The 17,964-nt window shown below is 65.5% G+C and carries 12 protein-coding genes; 11 read left to right on the plus strand and 1 reads right to left on the minus strand.

Annotated elements, in window-relative coordinates; all coding sequences use genetic code 11:
• Positions 1–271 precede the first annotated feature (271 nt).
• Complete coding sequence (locus QD228_RS03390; RefSeq protein ID WP_279874419.1) at positions 272–4,045, plus strand: DNA translocase FtsK 4TM domain-containing protein; 3,774 nt, start codon at positions 272–274, stop codon at positions 4,043–4,045.
• 268 nt (positions 4,046–4,313) lie between these two features.
• Positions 4,314–4,910: an outer membrane lipoprotein chaperone LolA gene (gene lolA, locus QD228_RS03395; RefSeq protein ID WP_103751423.1), complete on the plus strand. Its 597-nt coding sequence runs from the start codon at positions 4,314–4,316 to the stop codon at positions 4,908–4,910.
• A gap of 73 nt (positions 4,911–4,983) precedes the next feature.
• Here lolA and QD228_RS03400 read toward each other — a convergent pair whose 3' ends face one another.
• Positions 4,984–6,351 carry a replication-associated recombination protein A gene (locus QD228_RS03400; RefSeq protein ID WP_271303199.1) on the minus strand — a complete coding sequence of 456 codons (1,368 nt, stop codon included), beginning with the start codon at positions 6,349–6,351 and terminating at the stop codon, positions 4,984–4,986.
• A 312-nt stretch (positions 6,352–6,663) separates the two neighbouring features.
• Between QD228_RS03400 and QD228_RS03405 the strand changes: the two genes are divergently transcribed.
• From QD228_RS03405 to QD228_RS03445, 9 genes are all read left to right on the plus strand, one after another.
• Positions 6,664–7,212 (plus strand): hemerythrin domain-containing protein, encoded by a 549-nt coding sequence (locus tag QD228_RS03405; RefSeq protein ID WP_077375707.1) that lies wholly within the window; start codon positions 6,664–6,666, stop codon positions 7,210–7,212.
• Between the two features lie 375 nt (positions 7,213–7,587).
• A complete protein-coding gene (locus QD228_RS03410; protein WP_077375705.1) occupies positions 7,588–9,057 on the plus strand; it encodes an NAD-dependent succinate-semialdehyde dehydrogenase in 1,470 nt (489 codons plus the stop codon).
• A 75-nt stretch (positions 9,058–9,132) separates the two neighbouring features.
• Complete coding sequence (locus tag QD228_RS03415) at positions 9,133–10,608, plus strand: aminotransferase (RefSeq protein WP_279874423.1); 1,476 nt, start codon at positions 9,133–9,135, stop codon at positions 10,606–10,608.
• A 3-nt stretch (positions 10,609–10,611) separates the two neighbouring features.
• Positions 10,612–11,736, plus strand: a complete 1,125-nt coding sequence (locus QD228_RS03420) for a pyridoxal-phosphate dependent enzyme (protein ID WP_279874425.1) — start codon at positions 10,612–10,614, stop codon at positions 11,734–11,736.
• Positions 11,737–11,870: 134 nt separating this feature from the next.
• Positions 11,871–12,860, plus strand: coding sequence for a cyclodeaminase (locus QD228_RS03425; protein WP_279874427.1), 990 nt, complete (start codon positions 11,871–11,873; stop codon positions 12,858–12,860).
• A 156-nt stretch (positions 12,861–13,016) separates the two neighbouring features.
• Positions 13,017–13,880, plus strand: a complete 864-nt coding sequence (locus tag QD228_RS03430; protein ID WP_077375310.1) for an HAD family phosphatase — start codon at positions 13,017–13,019, stop codon at positions 13,878–13,880.
• A gap of 4 nt (positions 13,881–13,884) precedes the next feature.
• The gene (locus QD228_RS03435; RefSeq protein ID WP_279874429.1) at positions 13,885–14,895 is read left to right on the plus strand and encodes a DMT family transporter; all 1,011 of its coding nucleotides are present in this window, start codon (positions 13,885–13,887) and stop codon (positions 14,893–14,895) included.
• 264 nt (positions 14,896–15,159) lie between these two features.
• Complete coding sequence (locus QD228_RS03440; RefSeq protein ID WP_279874431.1) at positions 15,160–16,647, plus strand: SulP family inorganic anion transporter; 1,488 nt, start codon at positions 15,160–15,162, stop codon at positions 16,645–16,647.
• Positions 16,648–16,891: 244 nt separating this feature from the next.
• A complete protein-coding gene (locus tag QD228_RS03445) occupies positions 16,892–17,782 on the plus strand; it encodes a universal stress protein (RefSeq protein ID WP_077375301.1) in 891 nt (296 codons plus the stop codon).
• The last annotated feature ends 182 nt before the right edge of the window (positions 17,783–17,964 follow it).

Raw genomic sequence — 17,964 nt, forward strand, 5'->3', positions numbered from 1 at the left:
ACATGGAAAATCGCCCACAAGGTGCAAGGGGGATGGCGACTTGACTGCCAAGAGTGCCAGAAAGACAAGTCGGGATCAGGCGAAGCCGGAGACCCGCAGCCGCCGCGCGGCAGCAACACCGAGAAAGCGTGCCCGCCAGAAGGCGGATGCGCCAGGCTTCTTCGCTCGTCTGCGGGGCGCTTCAGCGGCCAGCAAGCCCGCGCCCCGCAAGACGCCCAGAGTCTCGGGCAAGCCCGCGAAGAAGGACACGAGCAGGAATGAACCGCGCGAGATGAGCGCGGCGGCCCTGCGCCGTGAAGAGCGCCAGGCTGAACGCGAGGAGCGCAAGGCCATCCGTGCCGAACGACGCGCGGAAGCCCAGGCTCGCCCGCCTTCACGACTGACGACCACCTTGCAGGGTGTCAGCCGTGAAGGCGTGGTCATCCTCATGCTCAGCCTGTGCGTCTTCATGCTGCTGGCGTTGTTCAGCTACGCGCCGACGGACCCCGGCTGGTCCTACAGCGGGCCTGAGTCGACGACGAGCAACTGGATGGGCAGCATCGGTGCCTGGTTGTCCGACGTCCTGTATTCCCTGTTCGGTGGCAGCGCCCTGTGGTGGCCTGCCATGCTCGGTTTCGGTGCCTGGCGCCTGATGCGTCAACCCAGCACCGAGCTGGTGTGGGACCCGACCACCATCGCGGTGCGTGCCGGCGGGCTCTTCCTGTTGATCATGGCGACTTGCGTGATCGGCGATATCCAGTTCTACAGCCCTGACAGCCAGCTGACCAACGGTGCCGGCGGTATCCTCGGCAAGGGCATCGCAGGAGCGCTCACGCCCTTGATCGGCATGGGCGGCACCGTGCTGGCGTCGCTTGCCAGTTTCCTGTGTGGTTTCACGCTGTTTACCGGCATGTCGTGGCTGACGGTCATGGACGAGCTGGGCAATGGCTGCATGCGCCTTGGCGTCTGGCTGAAGGAGCGACTCAACAGTCGTCGTGATGATGAATACGATGACGAGGCGACCTATGCCGAGGAAGCGCTGACACACGACGAGAACGATGCCGACAACGAGCCGGAGCGTGATGATGAGCGACTGAGCTGGTGGCAGCGTCTGTTGCCGCGCCGTCGAGACGAGCGTGTCGAGTGGGAAGAAGACAGTGACGAGATACTGCTTGGCGCAGCGCAGGCTGACGACACTCTGGCGGCTGAGCCACGTGGCAAGCGTCGGGTGGAACCCTCGCTTGGCGGTGACGACGATTTCGCCAATGATCGCAGCACGGATATCCCCTGGCAGACAGCCGAGACCACGCCTTCCGCCAAGGTACCGGGAGCTGCCTACACCGAACGCATGACGGTGCAGAGTGCCACGGTCAACATCGAGGGCGTCGAGCTTGCCAGCGCCGTGCAGGCAGCCGTGGCGTCCCAGGCTGCCGCGGCCCCCAGAACGGCAGCCTCGCTCGAGAGCGCCGCAGACTCACGCGCCGATGTGACCCGCTCGCGCCTGCCGGATGCCTCTGCCATCGAAGCCGAGCGTCAGCGTCACGCCTCGGCGACCCGTGACGCCGAGGCGTCGACGTCCGGCAGCACGCCGCCAGTCGATAGCTCGGTGAGCGAAACCCCACCGGTGACAGAGTCTCGGCCAGTGAAGGAGTGGGACGCTGCGTCCGCCTTCGCACCTGCAGCGCGTCAGGACACTCGCCAGGCAGAGTCGACCTCCCGCGAAGCTGACAAGGCGCCGCAGAGCCAGGCAGACCGTGAGACTGAGGCGGCCCGCGAAGCAGAAGCGTCACGTGAGGCTGAAGCAGCCCGTGAAGCAAAAGCGGCCCGTGAAGCCAAGGCAGTCCGTGAAGCAGAAGCGGCACGTCAGGCCCAGCATGAGGCCGAGACCTCCCGTCAGGCCGCCGCGCAGGAAGCCGAACGTGCTCACAAGGCAGCCAATCCGGCGCTTCAGCCGCCTGAGCCGCGTGATGAAGAGGATGCACCGCTACCGAGAGAGTCCTCCCTGGCAGGCGCTGCGGTCGGTGCCGGCGTGATGGCTGCCGGTGTGGCAGCAGCGGCCTCGCGCAAGGCCGTCGTCTCCTGGGATGATGCCTTCGAGGCTCCCACCGGCAAATCCACCGATGCCACACCCACCGCATCGGGTCCGGCAACGGCTGGTGCGAGCGGTGCTGGTGGCGTCTCGACGTCAACTTCGGCTCCGACACCGACACCGACACCGGCGGAACCGACGGAGCCGGCGCCACGTGCGCCAGAGCCTGAGCAGGTTTCCCGAGAGCCAGCTTCTCGAGAGCTGGCCGCTCGTGAGTCGGCCGCCCCGTTGCAGCCGGCAGAGCCGCAGGTGCCGGAAGACGAGATCGAGCCGCAGCAGCCCCCCGCCAACGCGACGCCTGAGCGTCCGAGCTGGGCCTATGACGGCGATGAGTCCGGCATGGTGCCGGGTGCCGGGCGACTGGCGACGGCGGAAGATGCGCAGGAAGCGGTACGGGATCCCTCCGGACCGACTCTCTGGACCGTGGAGCACCTGCAGAGTCAGCGTCACGAGGGCTCGGATCACGAAGAGGCGCCGGAGGGCGATCTGCCACAGCTCAGCCTGCTGACGCCCCCGGATGAGCAGAAGCCCAACTACAGCGAAGAAGAACTCGACCAGATGGCCGAGCTGCTGGTGGTGCGTCTGCGCGAGTACGGAGTGAAGGCCGAGGTGGCGGATGTGTGGCCGGGGCCGGTCATCACGCGCTTCGAGATCCAGCCGGCGCCGGGGGTCAAGGCCTCCAAGATCTCCAACCTGTCGACCGATCTGGCGCGTTCACTGCTGGTCAAGAGCGTGCGGGTGGTCGAGGTGATTCCGGGGCGTCCCACGGTCGGCATCGAGATTCCCAACCCCAACCGCGCCATGATCCGCCTGCGCGAAGTCTTCGACTCGGATGCCTATCAGCTGGCGGATTCGCCGGTCACGCTGGCGCTGGGTCAGGACATCGGGGGCGCACCGGTGGTGGCCAATCTGGGCAAGATGCCTCACCTGCTGGTGGCCGGTACCACCGGTTCGGGCAAGTCGGTCGGCATCAACTCGATGCTGATCTCGATGCTGCTCAAGGCCACGCCAGATGAAGTGCGCATGATCATGGTCGACCCCAAGATGCTGGAGCTGTCGGTCTATGACGGCATCCCGCACCTGCTGGCACCGGTGGTGACGGACATGAAGGAGGCCGCCAATGCCCTGCGCTGGTGTGTCGCCGAGATGGAGCGTCGCTACAAGCTGATGGCCGCCATGGGGGTGCGTAACCTGGCCGGCTTCAATGCCAAGATCGATGAAGCCGAGGCGCATGGCGCCCAGATCGCTGACCCGCTGTGGGAGCCACAGCCCTGGGAGATGCACCAGCATCCGCCGGTGCTCGCCAAGCTGCCCTACATCGTGGTGGTGATCGACGAGTTTGCCGACATGTTCATGATCGTCGGCAAGAAGGTCGAGGAGCTGATCGCACGTCTGGCCCAGAAGGCGCGTGCCGCGGGGATTCACCTGATTCTGGCCACTCAGCGCCCATCAGTGGACGTGGTGACCGGCTTGATCAAGGCCAACATCCCGACGCGCATGGCCTTCCAGGTCTCTTCCAAGATCGACTCGCGCACCATTCTCGACCAGGGCGGTGCGGAAGATCTGCTGGGCCATGGTGACATGCTCTATCTGCCGGCCGGTGCCGGCATGCCGACGCGTGTCCACGGCGCCTTCGTCGATGATGACGAGGTGCACCGCGTGGTAGATGACTGGAAGCGTCGCGGCACGCCGGAGTATATCGAGGAGATCCTCACCGGCGGCGTGCAGGCGGATGCGCTGGCCGGGCTTGAGGCCGAAGGCGAGGACGGCGATGCCGAGCAGGATGCGCTCTACGATGAAGCGGTCGCCTATGTGGTCGAGTCGCGTCGTGCTTCCATCTCCGCCGTGCAGCGGCGCTTCAAGATCGGCTACAACCGTGCCGCACGGCTGGTCGAGGCCATGGAAATGGCCGGTGTCGTCTCCGCGATGGGCACCAACGGCTCGCGGGAAGTGCTCGCCCCCAACCATAGCGGCTAGTGCAGCCAAGCGTTTGAGTTGAAACATGAAAGACACGAAGGGGAGCTTTTGGCTCCCCTTCGTGTCAAAGACGTCAGATCACCTGTCAGACTCGCGGCGAGACTGGCAGGCCACAACCCGAATCGCTGACATGAGGTGGATATCGCGCGTCGAGGCCTCAGGCCGCAGCCATGTCCGTCTCATTGCAAGGAGTGTCATGAATACACCGTCACGTTCTTTCGTTTCCTCATTGACCACCCGTCTGGCCAAGGGGCTGGGCGCCGCCTTGATGCTGGGCATGGCCAGCCTGCCGGCCCACGCCGATGACGCCGCCGGAGAGCGTCTTTCTCGCCTGCTGGAGCCCCTCAAGACCTATACCGCCGACTTCGATCAGCAGATTCTCGATGCCTCGGGCCAGCGTCTGCAGGAAGCCCACGGCAAGATGTGGCTGTCACGTCCGGGCAAGTTCCGCTGGAGCGTCGACGCGCCATACCGCCAGGAGGTGGTCTCCGACGGCAAGGAAGTCTATCTGCATGACCCGGATCTGGAGCAGGTCACCGTGCAGCCGCTGGATGAGCGCGTGACCCACACGCCGGCACTGCTGCTGTCCGGGCGTTCCAGCGAATTGACCGCCAACTACGATGTCGAGCGCCAGCAGCAGGGGGCCCGCGAGACCTTCACGCTGACGCCCAAGCAGGCCGACACCCTGTTTGAAAGCCTCAAGCTGACCTTCGACGGCGAGCAGCTCGACATGCTGCAGATGGCCGATTCCACCGGCCAGCGTACGGCCATCGATTTCCATGATGTCCAGTACAACCCGAGTCTGGAGGCCAGTCGCTTCGTGTTCCAGATTCCTGAAGGTGCGGATGTCATTCGCGAGCAGTGATCCGCGAGCAGTGACATGATGATCAGACGACAACGCCCGGGCCAGATGGCCCGGGCGTTGTCGTTTCTGGCGCTCACGACTGGGCGTCAGGCGTGTGCCGGTCGGCGTGGTCATCCAGCTCGCGGCGCCAGCGCTCTATCTCGGCAAAGCGCTTCTCGCCGCCATACTGGGTCGGTCGGTAGAACTGCTGTACCGGCAGTTCCTCGGGCCAGGCGTTGTGCGCCGTGCCGGCGGGATAGCCGTTGGGCTCGTTGTGGGCATAGCGATAGCCTTCGCCCATGCCCAGCTCCTTCATCAGGGTCGTCGGCGCATTGCGCAGATAGACCGGCACCCCGAAATGCGGCTGCTGGCGCACGAAGGCTCTGGCCTCCTTCCACGCCGTGTCGATGGCGTTGCTCTTGGGGGCGATGGCCAGGTGGATCGCCGCATGCGCGATGGCACGCTGGCCCTCGTAGTCGCCCAGGCGCAGATAGGCGTCCCAGGCCGCGATGGTCAGCGGCAGGGCGCGCGGGTCGGCGTTGCCCACATCCTCGGAGGCAATCGCCGCCAGCCGACGCACCACATCCAGCGGATCCCCGCCGCCATCCATGAACCGTGCCATGTACAGAAGCGCCGCGTCGGGGCGCGAGGAGCGTACCGACTTGTGGATCGCCGACAGCAGGTCGTAATAGTCATCGCCCTGCTTGTCGAAGCTTGAGGCCTGATGGCCCAGCACGGCCTCCAGCGAGCTGTCCTCGAGTATCTCGCGCGTTCCCCCCTGGGCATCTGGCTCACGGCGCACGAAGTCGCAGGCGGTTTCCAGAAGGCCCAGGGCACGACGCGCATCTCCCGAGGCTGCTCGCGCAATTCGGGTCAGCGTCTCGCGGCTGGCGTCGATCTGACGCGTACCGAGGCCATTGACCTCATCGCGCAAGGCACGGGTCAGCACCTCGATCAGATCCTCCTCGTCCAGTGCCTTGAGCACATAGACCCGCGCCCGCGACAGCAGTGCCGAGTTGACCTCGAAGGACGGGTTCTCGGTGGTCGCGCCGATCAGCGTCAGCAGACCCGACTCCACATGCGGCAGCAGGGCGTCCTGCTGACTCTTGTTGAGGCGGTGGATCTCATCGAGAAACATCACCGTCTGGCGCTCGCTGGCCTGATGGTGGCGCGCTCGCTCCACCACCTCGCGGATGTCCTTCACGCCCGCCATCACCGCCGACAGCTGTTCAAGGTGTGCATCACAGCCGTGGGCCAGTATCTCGGCCAGCGTCGTCTTGCCGACGCCCGGCGGCCCCCACAGGATCATCGAGCGCACCACGCCGGATTCCACCATCTGGCGCAGCGGCATGTCAGGCCCGACTAGCGCCGCCTGGCCGATGTAATCTTCCAGCGAGCGCGGTCGCATGCGGTAGGCCAATGGCGCATGGGAATTCGAGGCGGTATCGGCAAAGAGATCCATCGGCGAGTCAGGCTCCGGCAGGCGTGGGCGGGGAATGCGCTCATCATGGCCGATCCCGCAAGCCTGTACAAATCAGCAGGGCTGGTGCGGCCTGCCAACGGCATCAGGCCATCCGTGACTTCTTCACGGACTGTCATGTTTTCCTGACAGCATGCCTCGCGCATTCAGGCAATCCCGCCCAACGTCTAACGGGCGCTCATGGGATGTGTCCTACACTTCAGGATGACGACATTGCTACATTCGGTAGCAATGCCCGAGGCGGCAGCGCTGTCTGCCAGCATCGGCCACCTGTTCCGTCAGGAGGAGGAAGTCATGCCCAATGTGACTCAGCTGCGCCAGGACCACGCCAACATGGCGCGTCTATTGCACGTGCTCTCGCATCGCCACAGGACACTGGTCAGTGGCGAACGTCCGGACTTTCGCATGATGCGGGAAGTGGTGGATTACATTCTCGATTACATGCAGGGCTTCATCATTCCGCTGGAGCGTCAATGCACGCAGATGTTGTGCGAGCGCTCCGAGGACGCCTCACCCCTGTGTCAGCGGCTCATCCAGCAGTATCACACTCTGCACGGCCGTCTCTCCAAGCTGTCCGACAATCTCGACAGCATCCTGATGGATCAGATCATACCGATGGATCAGTTCATCCATGATCTGCGCGACTATGTCGAAGCGCATCGTGACTACCTGCGTGCCGAGCGTACCGAGCTGTTTCCGCTGATGCGGGACAATCTCAGTGATGAGGAATGGCAGCAGCTGACCGATGCCATCCCGCATGCCCGTGCAGAGCTTGAGCGTCTGCAGGAAGCCTATCCGGAACTCTACGCCGAGCTGACCGAAAGTGAGGTCGTGACCGCCTGATCCCCTGCACATGAAGGCCCTGTCGTCTCGTGAAGGTGAGGTCGCGCTCCAGAGCACTGCGCCGGAGCGCGCCCCCGTCTGACAGAAAAAAACCGTCATTTCGCCCGCCACAACAGAAAGAACGCCAAGCCTCTGGCGGGCATTCCCGAAAGTCTCCTCCCGTCACATCCCCCACACTGAAGTCACTGAAACGCGTCCTTCGCAGGCCTCGGGCTGCGCGAAGGACACTGCCCATGCAGTGCTCAGTGATGTGCATCCTTGCTGATATCCACAAGGGGCAGATCGTCTGAGTGTCCAGATGACGGCCCTTCGGCCGGGGAGAGCGCCATGAGTGTCCAGACCCTTACCCGTCAGTGGGCCAGCGCCAGCGATGGCATGGCACTGGAAGACCCGCGACTGTTTCGTCAGCTTGCCTACGTGAACGGCTGCTGGGTGCATGGTGAGGCAGGCCGTGAGGAAGCGGTCTTCGACCCCGCCACCGGCGAGCGCCTCGGTCAGGTGCCGTGGCTCGAGTCCACGCAGATCGATGCTGCCATTGCCGCGGCCGATGAGGCCCAGCGGGAATGGCGCAAGCTGCGGGCGGACCAGCGCGGCGAGCTGCTGGATGCCTGGTATGACCTCATCCGCGCCCACAAGCAGGATCTCGCCATGCTGATGACCCGTGAGCAGGGCAAGTCGCTGGACGATGCCCGTGGCGAGGTGGAATACGGCGCAAGCTTCGTTCACTGGTTCGCCGAGGAGGGCAGCCGTGCCTTCGGCGAGACCATCCCCAGTCATATCCCGAATGCCGCGCTGGGCACCGTGCGTGAACCCATCGGCGTGGCCGCGCTGATCACGCCGTGGAACTTCCCGCTGGCGATGATCACCCGCAAGGCCGCGGCTGCATTGGCCGCTGGCTGCACCGTGCTGGTCAAGCCCGCCGGCGAGACCCCGTTCTCGGCGCTGGCGCTGGCGGAGCTTGCCGAGCGCGCCGGCATTCCCGCCGGTGTCTTCAGCGTCATCACCGGCGAGGCCGCGGAAGTCTCGAAGCAGCTGTGTGATGACCCGCGTGTCGCCGGGCTCTCGTTCACCGGTTCCACCCGGGTGGGGCGTCTGCTGCTTTCCCAGTGCGCCGACAGCGTCAAGCGCGTCTCGCTGGAGCTGGGCGGCAATGCGCCCTTCATCGTCGGGCCGGACATGGACCCCGAGGAGGCGGCGCGTGCCGCCGTCGATGCCAAGTTCCAGACCTCCGGCCAGGACTGTCTCGCCGCCAATCGCATCCTGGTGCACGACAGCCTGTATGAGGATTTCCTGAGCCACTTCGTGCGCCTCATGAAGCAGCTCAAGGTCGGCAATGGGCTGGTCTCGGGTATCGACATGGGGCCGCTGATCCACCGTGACGCCGTGGCCAAGGCGCAGACCATCGTCGATGACGCCGTCGAGCAGGGCGCGCGGCTGATCCACGGCGATCAGAGCATGGCCCCCGGCCCCAACTTCTTCATGCCGGTGCTGCTGGCGGATGTCACGCCGAGCATGCGCGCCTGGCGCGAGGAGACCTTCTCGCCGGTGGCCGGCGTGACGGCCTGGCACGATGAGGAAGAGGTGATCGCGATGGCCAACGACACCGAATACGGCCTGGCCGCCTATGTCTACACCCACGACATTCGCCGCGTCTGGCAGCTGATGCGCGGCCTGCGCTTCGGCATGGTCTCGGTCAACTCGGTGAAGATGACCGGTGCGCCGATTCCCTTCGGCGGCGTCAAGCAATCCGGTCTCGGGCGCGAAGGGGGTCGCCAGGGGCTGGAGGAATATCTGGATATCAAGTACTACTGCCTGGGTGGGATGGAAAGCGCCTCCGGGAGTTGAGACGGACATCATTCATTGTCACGGGCGGTCAGGGCCACGGCGCGATCGCCCCTTGTGGACCATTCGGAGAGTCACATGAGCACCGATAACACCCAACGCCAGTCTGTCGGCTTCGATGACAGCATCAGCACCGACGAGCTGATTCGCCGTGACCGCAAGGTCACCTTCCATGCCTCCACCCACCTGCGTGATTTCGCCCAGGGCGATCTGCCGGGCCGCGTGATCACCGGCGGCGAAGGCATCCGCATCCGTGAGCGCGATGGGCGTGAGCTGATCGACGGCTTCGCCGGCCTCTACTGCGTCAACATCGGTTACGGGCGCACGGAAGTCGCCGATGCCATTCACGAGCAGGCCCTCAAGCTCAGCTATTACCACACCTATGTCGGCCACTCGAATGAGCCGCAGATCGCGCTGTCCGAGAAGATTCTCGAACTGGCCGGGCCTGACATGTCCAAGGTCTACTACGGCATGTCCGGCAGCGATGCCAACGAGACCCAGCTCAAGCTGGTGCGTTACTACCACAACGTGATCGGCAAGCCGGAGAAGAAGAAGGTCATCTCGCGCTGGCGCGGCTATCACGGCTCCGGCATCGCCTCAGGCTCGCTGACCGGCCTGGCGGCCTTCCATGATCACTTCGATCTGCCGATCGCCGGCATCCTGCACACCGAGGCGCCGGACTACTACCGTCGCCCCGCGGAATGCGCCGAGATGAGCGAGCGTGAATTCTCCGCCTGGTGTGCCGACAAGCTCGAGGCGATGATCCAGGCCGAAGGGCCGGAGACCGTCGGCGCCTTCATCGGCGAGCCGGTGCTGGGCACCGGCGGCATCGTGCCACCGCCGGAGGGCTACTGGGACGCCATCCAGGCCGTGCTCAAGCGTCACGACATCCTGTTGATCTGTGACGAGGTGGTGTGCGGCTTCGGGCGCATCGGCAGCCAGTTCGGCTACCAGCACTTCGGCATCAAGCCGGACCTGGTCACCATCGCCAAGGGCCTGACCAGCGCCTATCAGCCGCTGTCCGGTGTCATCGTCGGCGACCGCGTGTGGAAGGTGCTGGAGCAGGGCACCGGGGAATTCGGCCCCATCGGCCACGGCTGGACCTACTCCGGCCACGCGCTGGGCGCAGCGGCAGGTGTCGCCAACCTGGAGATCATCCGTCGTGAGGGCCTGGTGGACAACGCCCGCGATACCGGCGCCTATCTGCAGAAGGCCATGAAGGCAGCCTTCGCCGATCACCCCATCGTCGGCGACGTGCGTGGCATCGGCCTGCTGGCGGCGCTGGAGTTCTCACCGCAGCCGTCAGAGCGCAAGGCGTTCGATTCCGCACTCAAGGTCGGCCCGCGCATCTCGGCGGCGGCACTCGAGGAAGGGCTGATCGCCCGTGGCATGCCCCAGGGCGACATCCTCGGCTTCGCACCGCCGCTGGTGATCACCCCCGAGGAGATCGATGACATCATCGCCCGCGCGCGTCGCGCCGTGGACAAGGTGCATCAGGAGCTTCTCGACAACGGTGATCTGGCCTCTGGTGACCCCGCTTCTGGTGACAAGTAAGCCATGGTATTGACCCTACCCCCGCTCAAGCATCCACGGGAAACGCCGCTGGCGCTGGCTGATATCCATGCCGCGCGCCAGCGGCTGTTTCATTCATCGACTGACACGGGTGTCGAGCGTACGGCGCTGGTGCCATCCCCGGCGCTGTCGCGACGCTTCGATGCCGAGATCCTGCTCAAGCTGGAAACCCGTCAGCCCACCGGCGCCTTCAAGCTGCGTGGTGCCAGCCACCTGCTGGCGGCCGTGGCCGAGCAGTCGTCGGGGGATGCCGTGACGCGCCTGGCGCGCGGCGTGACCACTGCCTCCACCGGCAATCACGGTCGGGCGCTGGCCTATGCCGCGATGCGCCGTGGCTTGAAGGCCATCATCTGTCTCTCCGAGCAGGTGCCCGCCAACAAGGTACGGGCCATCGAGGCGCTGGGCGAACTGGGCGGCGCCTCCGGCGGCAGCGTCGAGGTACGCCGTGTCGGCCGCAGTCAGGACGAGGCCTTCCGGGAAGTCCATCGGCTGGTCGAGGAGGAGGGCATGCTGGCGGTGCCCCCCTTCGATGACCCGCTCATCGCGGCCGGTCAGGGCACCATCGGGCTGGAGCTGCTGGAGGATTGCCCGTCGCTTGACCACGTGCTGATCGGGCTCTCCGGCGGTGGACTGCTCGGGGGTATCGGGGCGGCGCTCAAGGCGATTCGCCCCGATACCCAGGTGCATGGCGTCAGCCTCACCGAGGGCGCCGCCATGTGGCACAGCCTGCAGGTGGGCGCTCCGGTGGAGGTGGAGGAGGTCGCAAGCCTCGCCGATTCACTGGGCGGCGGCATTGGCCTGGACAACCACACCACGCTGCCGCTGGTGCATCGCGTGATGGATCATCACCATCAGGTCAGCGAGCGCGCCATCGCCCGCGCCATGCTGATGCTGCTGGAGGAAGAGAAGATCCTGGTGGAGGGCGCTGCGGTGGTCGGGCTTGCCGCACTCGAGGCCTCGCGGCGAGGCGAGACCGACCCTGCGCTCGCGGAGTCGATCCGTGGCCAGCGCGTCGCGCTGATCATCAGCGGCAACGGCGTCAGCCTGGAAACGCTCGATCAGGCCAGAGCGCTGCTGGCAGACGCTCAGGGGCAAGGCCAGAACGCCTGAAGACACCAGAACGCCTGAAGCACCAGAACGCCTGAAGACACCAGAACGCCTGAAGACACCAGAACGCCTGAAGACAACAGAGTGCCTGAAGACATCAGCGCGCTCGATGACACCCGACCCCCGGAGGAGGACGCATGACGGAACCGACTCAGGACAGCATGCAAAGTTATTCACGCGAACAGATCGCCGAGGTCGTGGGGCTGGATACCACGGCACTCAAGGCCATTCGTGATGCCTTCATCGCGTTGGGGCAGGGCAAGGTGGTGCAGCCGCCGATCCTGTCGATGGCCATCGAGGAGGCCAACGGCGAAGTGGACGTCAAGACGGCCCACATCCAGGGGCTCAAGCACTTCGCGATCAAGATCAGTCCCGGCTTCTTCAACAATCCCGCCCGCGGCCTGCCGAGTCTCAATGGCCTGATGGTGGTGTTCTCCGCCGAGACGGGCCTTGCCGAGGCGCTGCTCAATGATGGCGGCTATCTGACGGCGGTGAGAACCGCGCTGGCCGGCGCCGTGGCCGCTGATGCCCTGTCTCGCCCGGACAGCAAGCGGGTCGCGCTGATCGGGGCCGGTGAGCAGGCCGGCCTGCAGCTGGAGGCCTTGCGGCTGGTGCGCGACATCGAGAGTGTCGATGTCTGGGCGCGGGACAAGCAGCGTGCCGAGACCTTCGCGCGGGAGATGGAGGAGCGCCTGGGGCTGACGGTACGCAGTCATGACAGCCTGCATGCGGTCTGCCAGAACGCCGATATCATCGTCACCGCCACCCCCTCGCGAACGCCGCTGCTGGACTACTCGATGCTGCCGGAGGGCGTGCATGTCACCGCGATGGGCTCCGACAGCCCCGAGAAGCGTGAGCTGGAAGCCGATGTGCTCCTCGAGTGCGATCATTTCGTGTGTGATACCCGCGCCCAGTCCGAGACCAACGGCGAGCTGAAAGGGCTGGAGGCCGAGCAGGCCAGATCACGTGACGTGCATGAGCTGGGCCGTCTGCTGGCCGAGGGGCGTGATCTGCGTTCAGGCGGGTCGGCCCCGGATACCTGCATCACGGTGGCGGATCTCACCGGTACCGGCGTGCAGGATACGGCCATCGCCAGCCTGGCGCTCTCGCGGCTCGTCCGGCGTTAGTACGGGAAGTGTCGGTACGGAAAACGTCGGTACTGGCAGCGTCAGCGCTGGAGCGCCTGAATGGTGCGGCGGACTTGCCCGCAGCGTCGCCGCATGCGAGGGTCACGCAGGTGACGGCAGGAAGCCGTTGACGCCCCTTGCCACTCGGAGCCTGTCGTGACTCGTACCTCGTCCTCATCTGCCGCCCGGCCGCGTGCCCTGAGCGCTGCGCCCGATGTCGAGATCTGCCGCACACCGCTGGCGGATCTCTGCGCCGACTGTGACGCCGTGACCCTGCTGCCGCCGCTCTCGCCGCCGGAGGAGGGCCATGTGCGCCACCACTGTGCGCTGGATGCCCCGCTGGCGGTGTTCGATCTCGACGATACGCTGCTCGATGGCGACTGCACTGGCATGTGGATGCGCTGGATGGTCGCCTGTGGCTGGATCAAGGATGTCGATGCCTTCATGGCCATCGGCGAGCGTCATCAGGTGCAATACCATGCCGGCACCCTGGACATCCACGAGCACACCGGCCATCTGCTCAGCCCGCTCGTCGGGCGGCATCGTGATGAGGTGCGTCGCGAAGTCGATGATTTCGTGGAAGAAATGGTCATGCCGCGACTGCTGGAAGGTGGCATTGCGCGACTGGCCGAGCACGGTGAGGCCGGCCATCGCACCCTGATCATCTCCGCCTCCATGCATCATCTGGTCGGGCCCATCGCCAGTCGTCTGACCGCTGATGGGGCGCTGGCCACCCATCCGGCCTTTGATGAGCAGGGCTGCTTCACCGGAGCCACCAGCGGTATCGTCACCTTCCGCGAAGGCAAGCTGGCGGCGCTGGATGACTGGCTTGCGGGTGCCGAGCGCATCCATCGCACGCCGCAATCCCTGTGGGGCTATTCCGACTCCCACAATGACCTGCCCCTGCTGGAGCGGGTCGATTTCCCCCACGCCACCCAACCGGACGCACCGCTGCGCCAGCTGGCCGAAGCGCGCGGCTGGCCAGTGGTTGACTGGCGCCTGTCGCGCCTGTCGGACTGATGTCATGAACCCGCTGGCCGGGCGAGAGGCCGCCGCCCGCGCCTCGCGGCAGGCACGGGGCGTCGCGCTGACGGCGCTGGGCGTACTGCTGATCTCACCGGACGCGCTGCTGCTGCGACTCGCCGATGTCGCCGATGGCCCGCTGGTGTTCTGGCGCGGTCTGCTGACGGCCATCGGCTTTGCACTGCTCCTGCTGGCCCTCCAGCGCGGCACTCCCGCACAGCGCATCGCCAGCGCCCTGGCGCGCATGCGTGGCTGCGGGCGTACCGGCGTATGGGTCGCGCTGCTGTTCACCGGCTCCACCCTGGGTTTCGTGCTCGCCAACCAATACACCCGCGCTGGCAACGTGCTGATCATCCTCGCCGCCAGTCCGCTGTTCGCGGCGCTGATGTCGCGCCTGTGGCTGGGCGAGCGTCAGCCACGGCATGTGTGGGGCGCGATTCTGGCCTCGCTGGCGGGCATCACGCTGCTGGTGCTCGATGAGGCCGGCAGCGGCACGCTCACCGGCAACCTGCTGGCGCTGGGCTGCAGCCTGTCGCTGGCCGGCAACTTCACGCTGTGTCGCACGCGCCCGGGGCATGACATGAGCCCGATGCTGACACTGTCCGGGCTGGTCACCGCGCTGTGCGGCCTGCTGGCGTGCCTGTGGAGCATGACGCAGGGCGGCGGTGACGTGCTGACGCAGCTGTGGCCTTCGCACGGTGCCGATTTCGCCCAGCGCGCTGGCTGGCTGGTGCTGCTGTGCCTGGTGCTTTCGCCGCTGGGCTTCACGCTGATCCAGCGTGGCCCGATCTATCTGCCCTCCGCGGAAGTGGCGCTGCTGATGTTGCTGGAAAGCGTGTTCGGCATCCTGTGGGTGTGGTGGGTGCTGGAAGAATCGCTTACCCCGCGTGGCTGGGCGGGCGGTGCACTGGTGCTGGGCGCGATGCTCATCAAGAGTCTGATCGACCGTCGTCACCGTCAATCGGTGACGGCGAGCGCGCGTTCTGCGGATGCGTCCACCGGTCGCAGCTGATACAATCCTGCCCATCCCCGAGTTTATTCACTGTCAAATGACAGCCCTCTGGACGCCTCACGGCGACCGGAGCGAATAGCTCATGGCGCGAAGAAAGCCACAGGGCGACCGGAAACGACAGCGGCATCACGACGCAAGCCAGGCGCGAGCGGCACTGCCCCTGACGGCAGCGATGAAGATTGCCACAACCGGACGCCAGACTGACTCGACAGCGCCAGGATTCAGCACGCACACCACCTTCCCCAACCTGTTGCGGACGACTCGATGACAAGCAGCCTCAAACAGCAGTGGCTTTCCAACCTCCGGCCCGACATCCTGTCCGGCCTGGTGGTGGCATTGGCCCTGATCCCCGAAGCCATCGCCTTCTCCATCATTGCCGGTGTCGACCCCAAGGTCGGCCTGTATGCCTCCTTCTCCATCGCCGTGGTGACCGCCATCGCCGGTGGCCGTCCGGGCATGATTTCCGCCGCCACCGGTGCCATGGCACTGCTGATGGTCGACCTGGTCAAGGACCACGGCCTGGAGTACCTGCTGGCCGCCACCGTGATGACCGGCGTGATCCAGGTCATCTTCGGCTACTTCAAGCTCGGCTCCCTGATGCGCTTCGTCTCGCGCTCGGTGGTCACCGGCTTCGTCAATGCACTGGCGATCCTGATCTTCATGGCCCAGCTGCCGGAGCTGACCAACGTCACCTGGCACGTCTATGCCATGACGGCCGCGGGCCTGGGCATCATCTACCTGCTGCCGCTGGTGCCGAAGATCGGCAAGCTGCTGCCGTCGCCGCTGGTCTGCATCATCGTGCTGACCCTCTTCGCGATGGCCGTCGGTCTGGATATCCGCACCGTCGGTGACATGGGCGAACTGCCGGACAGCCTGCCGGTGTTCCTGATTCCGGACATTCCCTTCAATCTGGACACCCTGTGGATCATCCTGCCGTACTCGCTGCCGCTGGCGGTCGTGGGTCTGCTGGAATCCCTGATGACGGCCACGCTGGTCGATGATCTGACCGACACGCCGTCCGACAAGAACCGTGAGTGCAAGGGCCAGGGTGCGGCCAACGTCGTCACCGGCTTCCTCGGCGGCATGGCGGGTTGCGCGATGATCGGTCAGACGATGATCAACGTGAAATCCGGCGGTCGTACTCGCCTCTCCACCATGGTGGCCGGTGTCGTGCTGCTGATCCTGGTCGTGTTCCTCGGCCCGTGGGTGTCGCAGATTCCCATGGCCGCACTGGTTGCGGTGATGATCATGGTCTCCATCGGCACCTTCTCCTGGCAGTCGATCCGTGACCTCAAGAGCCACCCGATGTCCTCCAACATCGTCATGCTGGGGACCGTGGCCGTGGTGGTCGCGACCCACAACCTGGCGATCGGCGTGCTGGTCGGCGTGCTGCTCTCGGCGCTGTTCTTCGCCAACAAGATCGGCCAGGTGCTGCATATCGGCAGCGACATGAATGCCGATGGTCGTACCCGCGAATACCGCGTGGTCGGTCAGGTGTTCTTCGCCTCCAGCGAACAGTTCCAGGCCGGTTTTGACCTCAAGGAGACCGTCGAGCGTGTCGTCATCGACGTCAGTCGTGCGCACTTCTGGGACATTACCGCCATCGGCGCGCTGGATACCGTGGTGGTCAAGTTCCGTCGTGAGGGGACCGAGGTCGAGGTACGTGGCCTCAACGAAGCCAGCGCCACGCTGGTGGATCGCTTCGCGGTGCATGACAAGCCGGACGCGGTCGAGAAACTGATGGGTCACTGATCACGCACGCATGATCCTGCGCGATCGAGTCACTTCGCTTGATCGCGCCGCGTGACAAGGTCAGACGGCGGGCAGTCCTTCACGGGCTGCCCGCCGTTTGCGTTCATGGGGTCGGAAAGTGGTAATCTCGAAACAGGCCGCGCCGGCATCGCGGGGGGAATGTCAGTCCTCCTTCTGCGTCGCCCCGGTCGGCACGCCATCTCCGTTGTCAGTACTTTTTGTTGTCAGCACAAGGAAGCCCGCCATGAGCCAATCCTCTGCCAGTGCCGCGACAGGCCATGACAAGGTCACCGCCTGCATTGACGGCTCCGCCTTCGCCGCCCCCGTGTGTGACGCCGCCGTCTGGGCCAGCCAGCGCCTGTCGGCACCTCTCAGCATCCTGCATGTGATCGACCGCAATGAAAGCGCCGAACCCGCCAATGGCGATCTCTCCGGCAGCATCGGTCTCGGTGCGCGGGAGCACCTGCTGGAGGAGCTCGCCACCCTCGATGAGCAGCGCGGGCGCATCGCCCAGGAGCAGGGCCGCCTGATGCTGGAAGCCGCCTGTGAGCGCGCCACCCAGGCCGGTATCACCGAACCACGCCCTCGCCAGCGCAATGGTGAGCTGGTCGAGACACTGGCCGAGCTTGAGGACGAGATTCGCCTGCTGGTGATCGGCAAGCGCGGGGAAGGGGCGGAGCAGGCCAGTGAGCATCTCGGCTCCAATCTGGAGCGCGTGATCCGCAGCCTGCATCGTCCCGTGCTGGTAGTGCCGGGCGAGTTTCAGACGCCGACACGCGTGTTGATCGCCTTCGATGGCAGCGCCACCATCAAGCGTGCCATCGAGGTGCTGGCGGCCAGCCCCCTGCTGCAGGGCGCCGAGCTGCATCTGGTGATGGTCGGCGCGGACTCGGTGGAGCATCAGGCTCCGCTTGAGACCGCGCGTGACACCCTCCAGTCAGCGGGCTTCAACGTGCAGGCCAGCCTCAAGGCCGGTGAAGTGGAAGCCTGTCTGCGCGAATACGCCAAGGAGCACGCCATCGACATGCTGGTGATGGGCGCCTACGGCCACTCGCGCATCCGTCAGTTGCTGGTCGGCAGTACCACCACCGAGATGATCCGCAATGCCACGGTGCCGCTGCTGATCCTGCGCTAGCACGTTCAGCACACGCCCTGCCGGGCAATGAGAACGCCGCGCCTTCCCGTGTCATGTCGGGATGGCGCGGCGTCTTTATTTCTGCCCCTTGGGCAGTGGCTACAGGTACGCAAGGCAGAAACCCTCACGACGACTGGAAAATACCCCGCAGGTCGCGTTGCGCCGCTCGCCGGAATCTGGAA

This window comes from Cobetia sp. 3AK (assembly GCF_029846335.1).
GTDB classification, from domain to species: domain Bacteria; phylum Pseudomonadota; class Gammaproteobacteria; order Pseudomonadales; family Halomonadaceae; genus Cobetia; species Cobetia marina.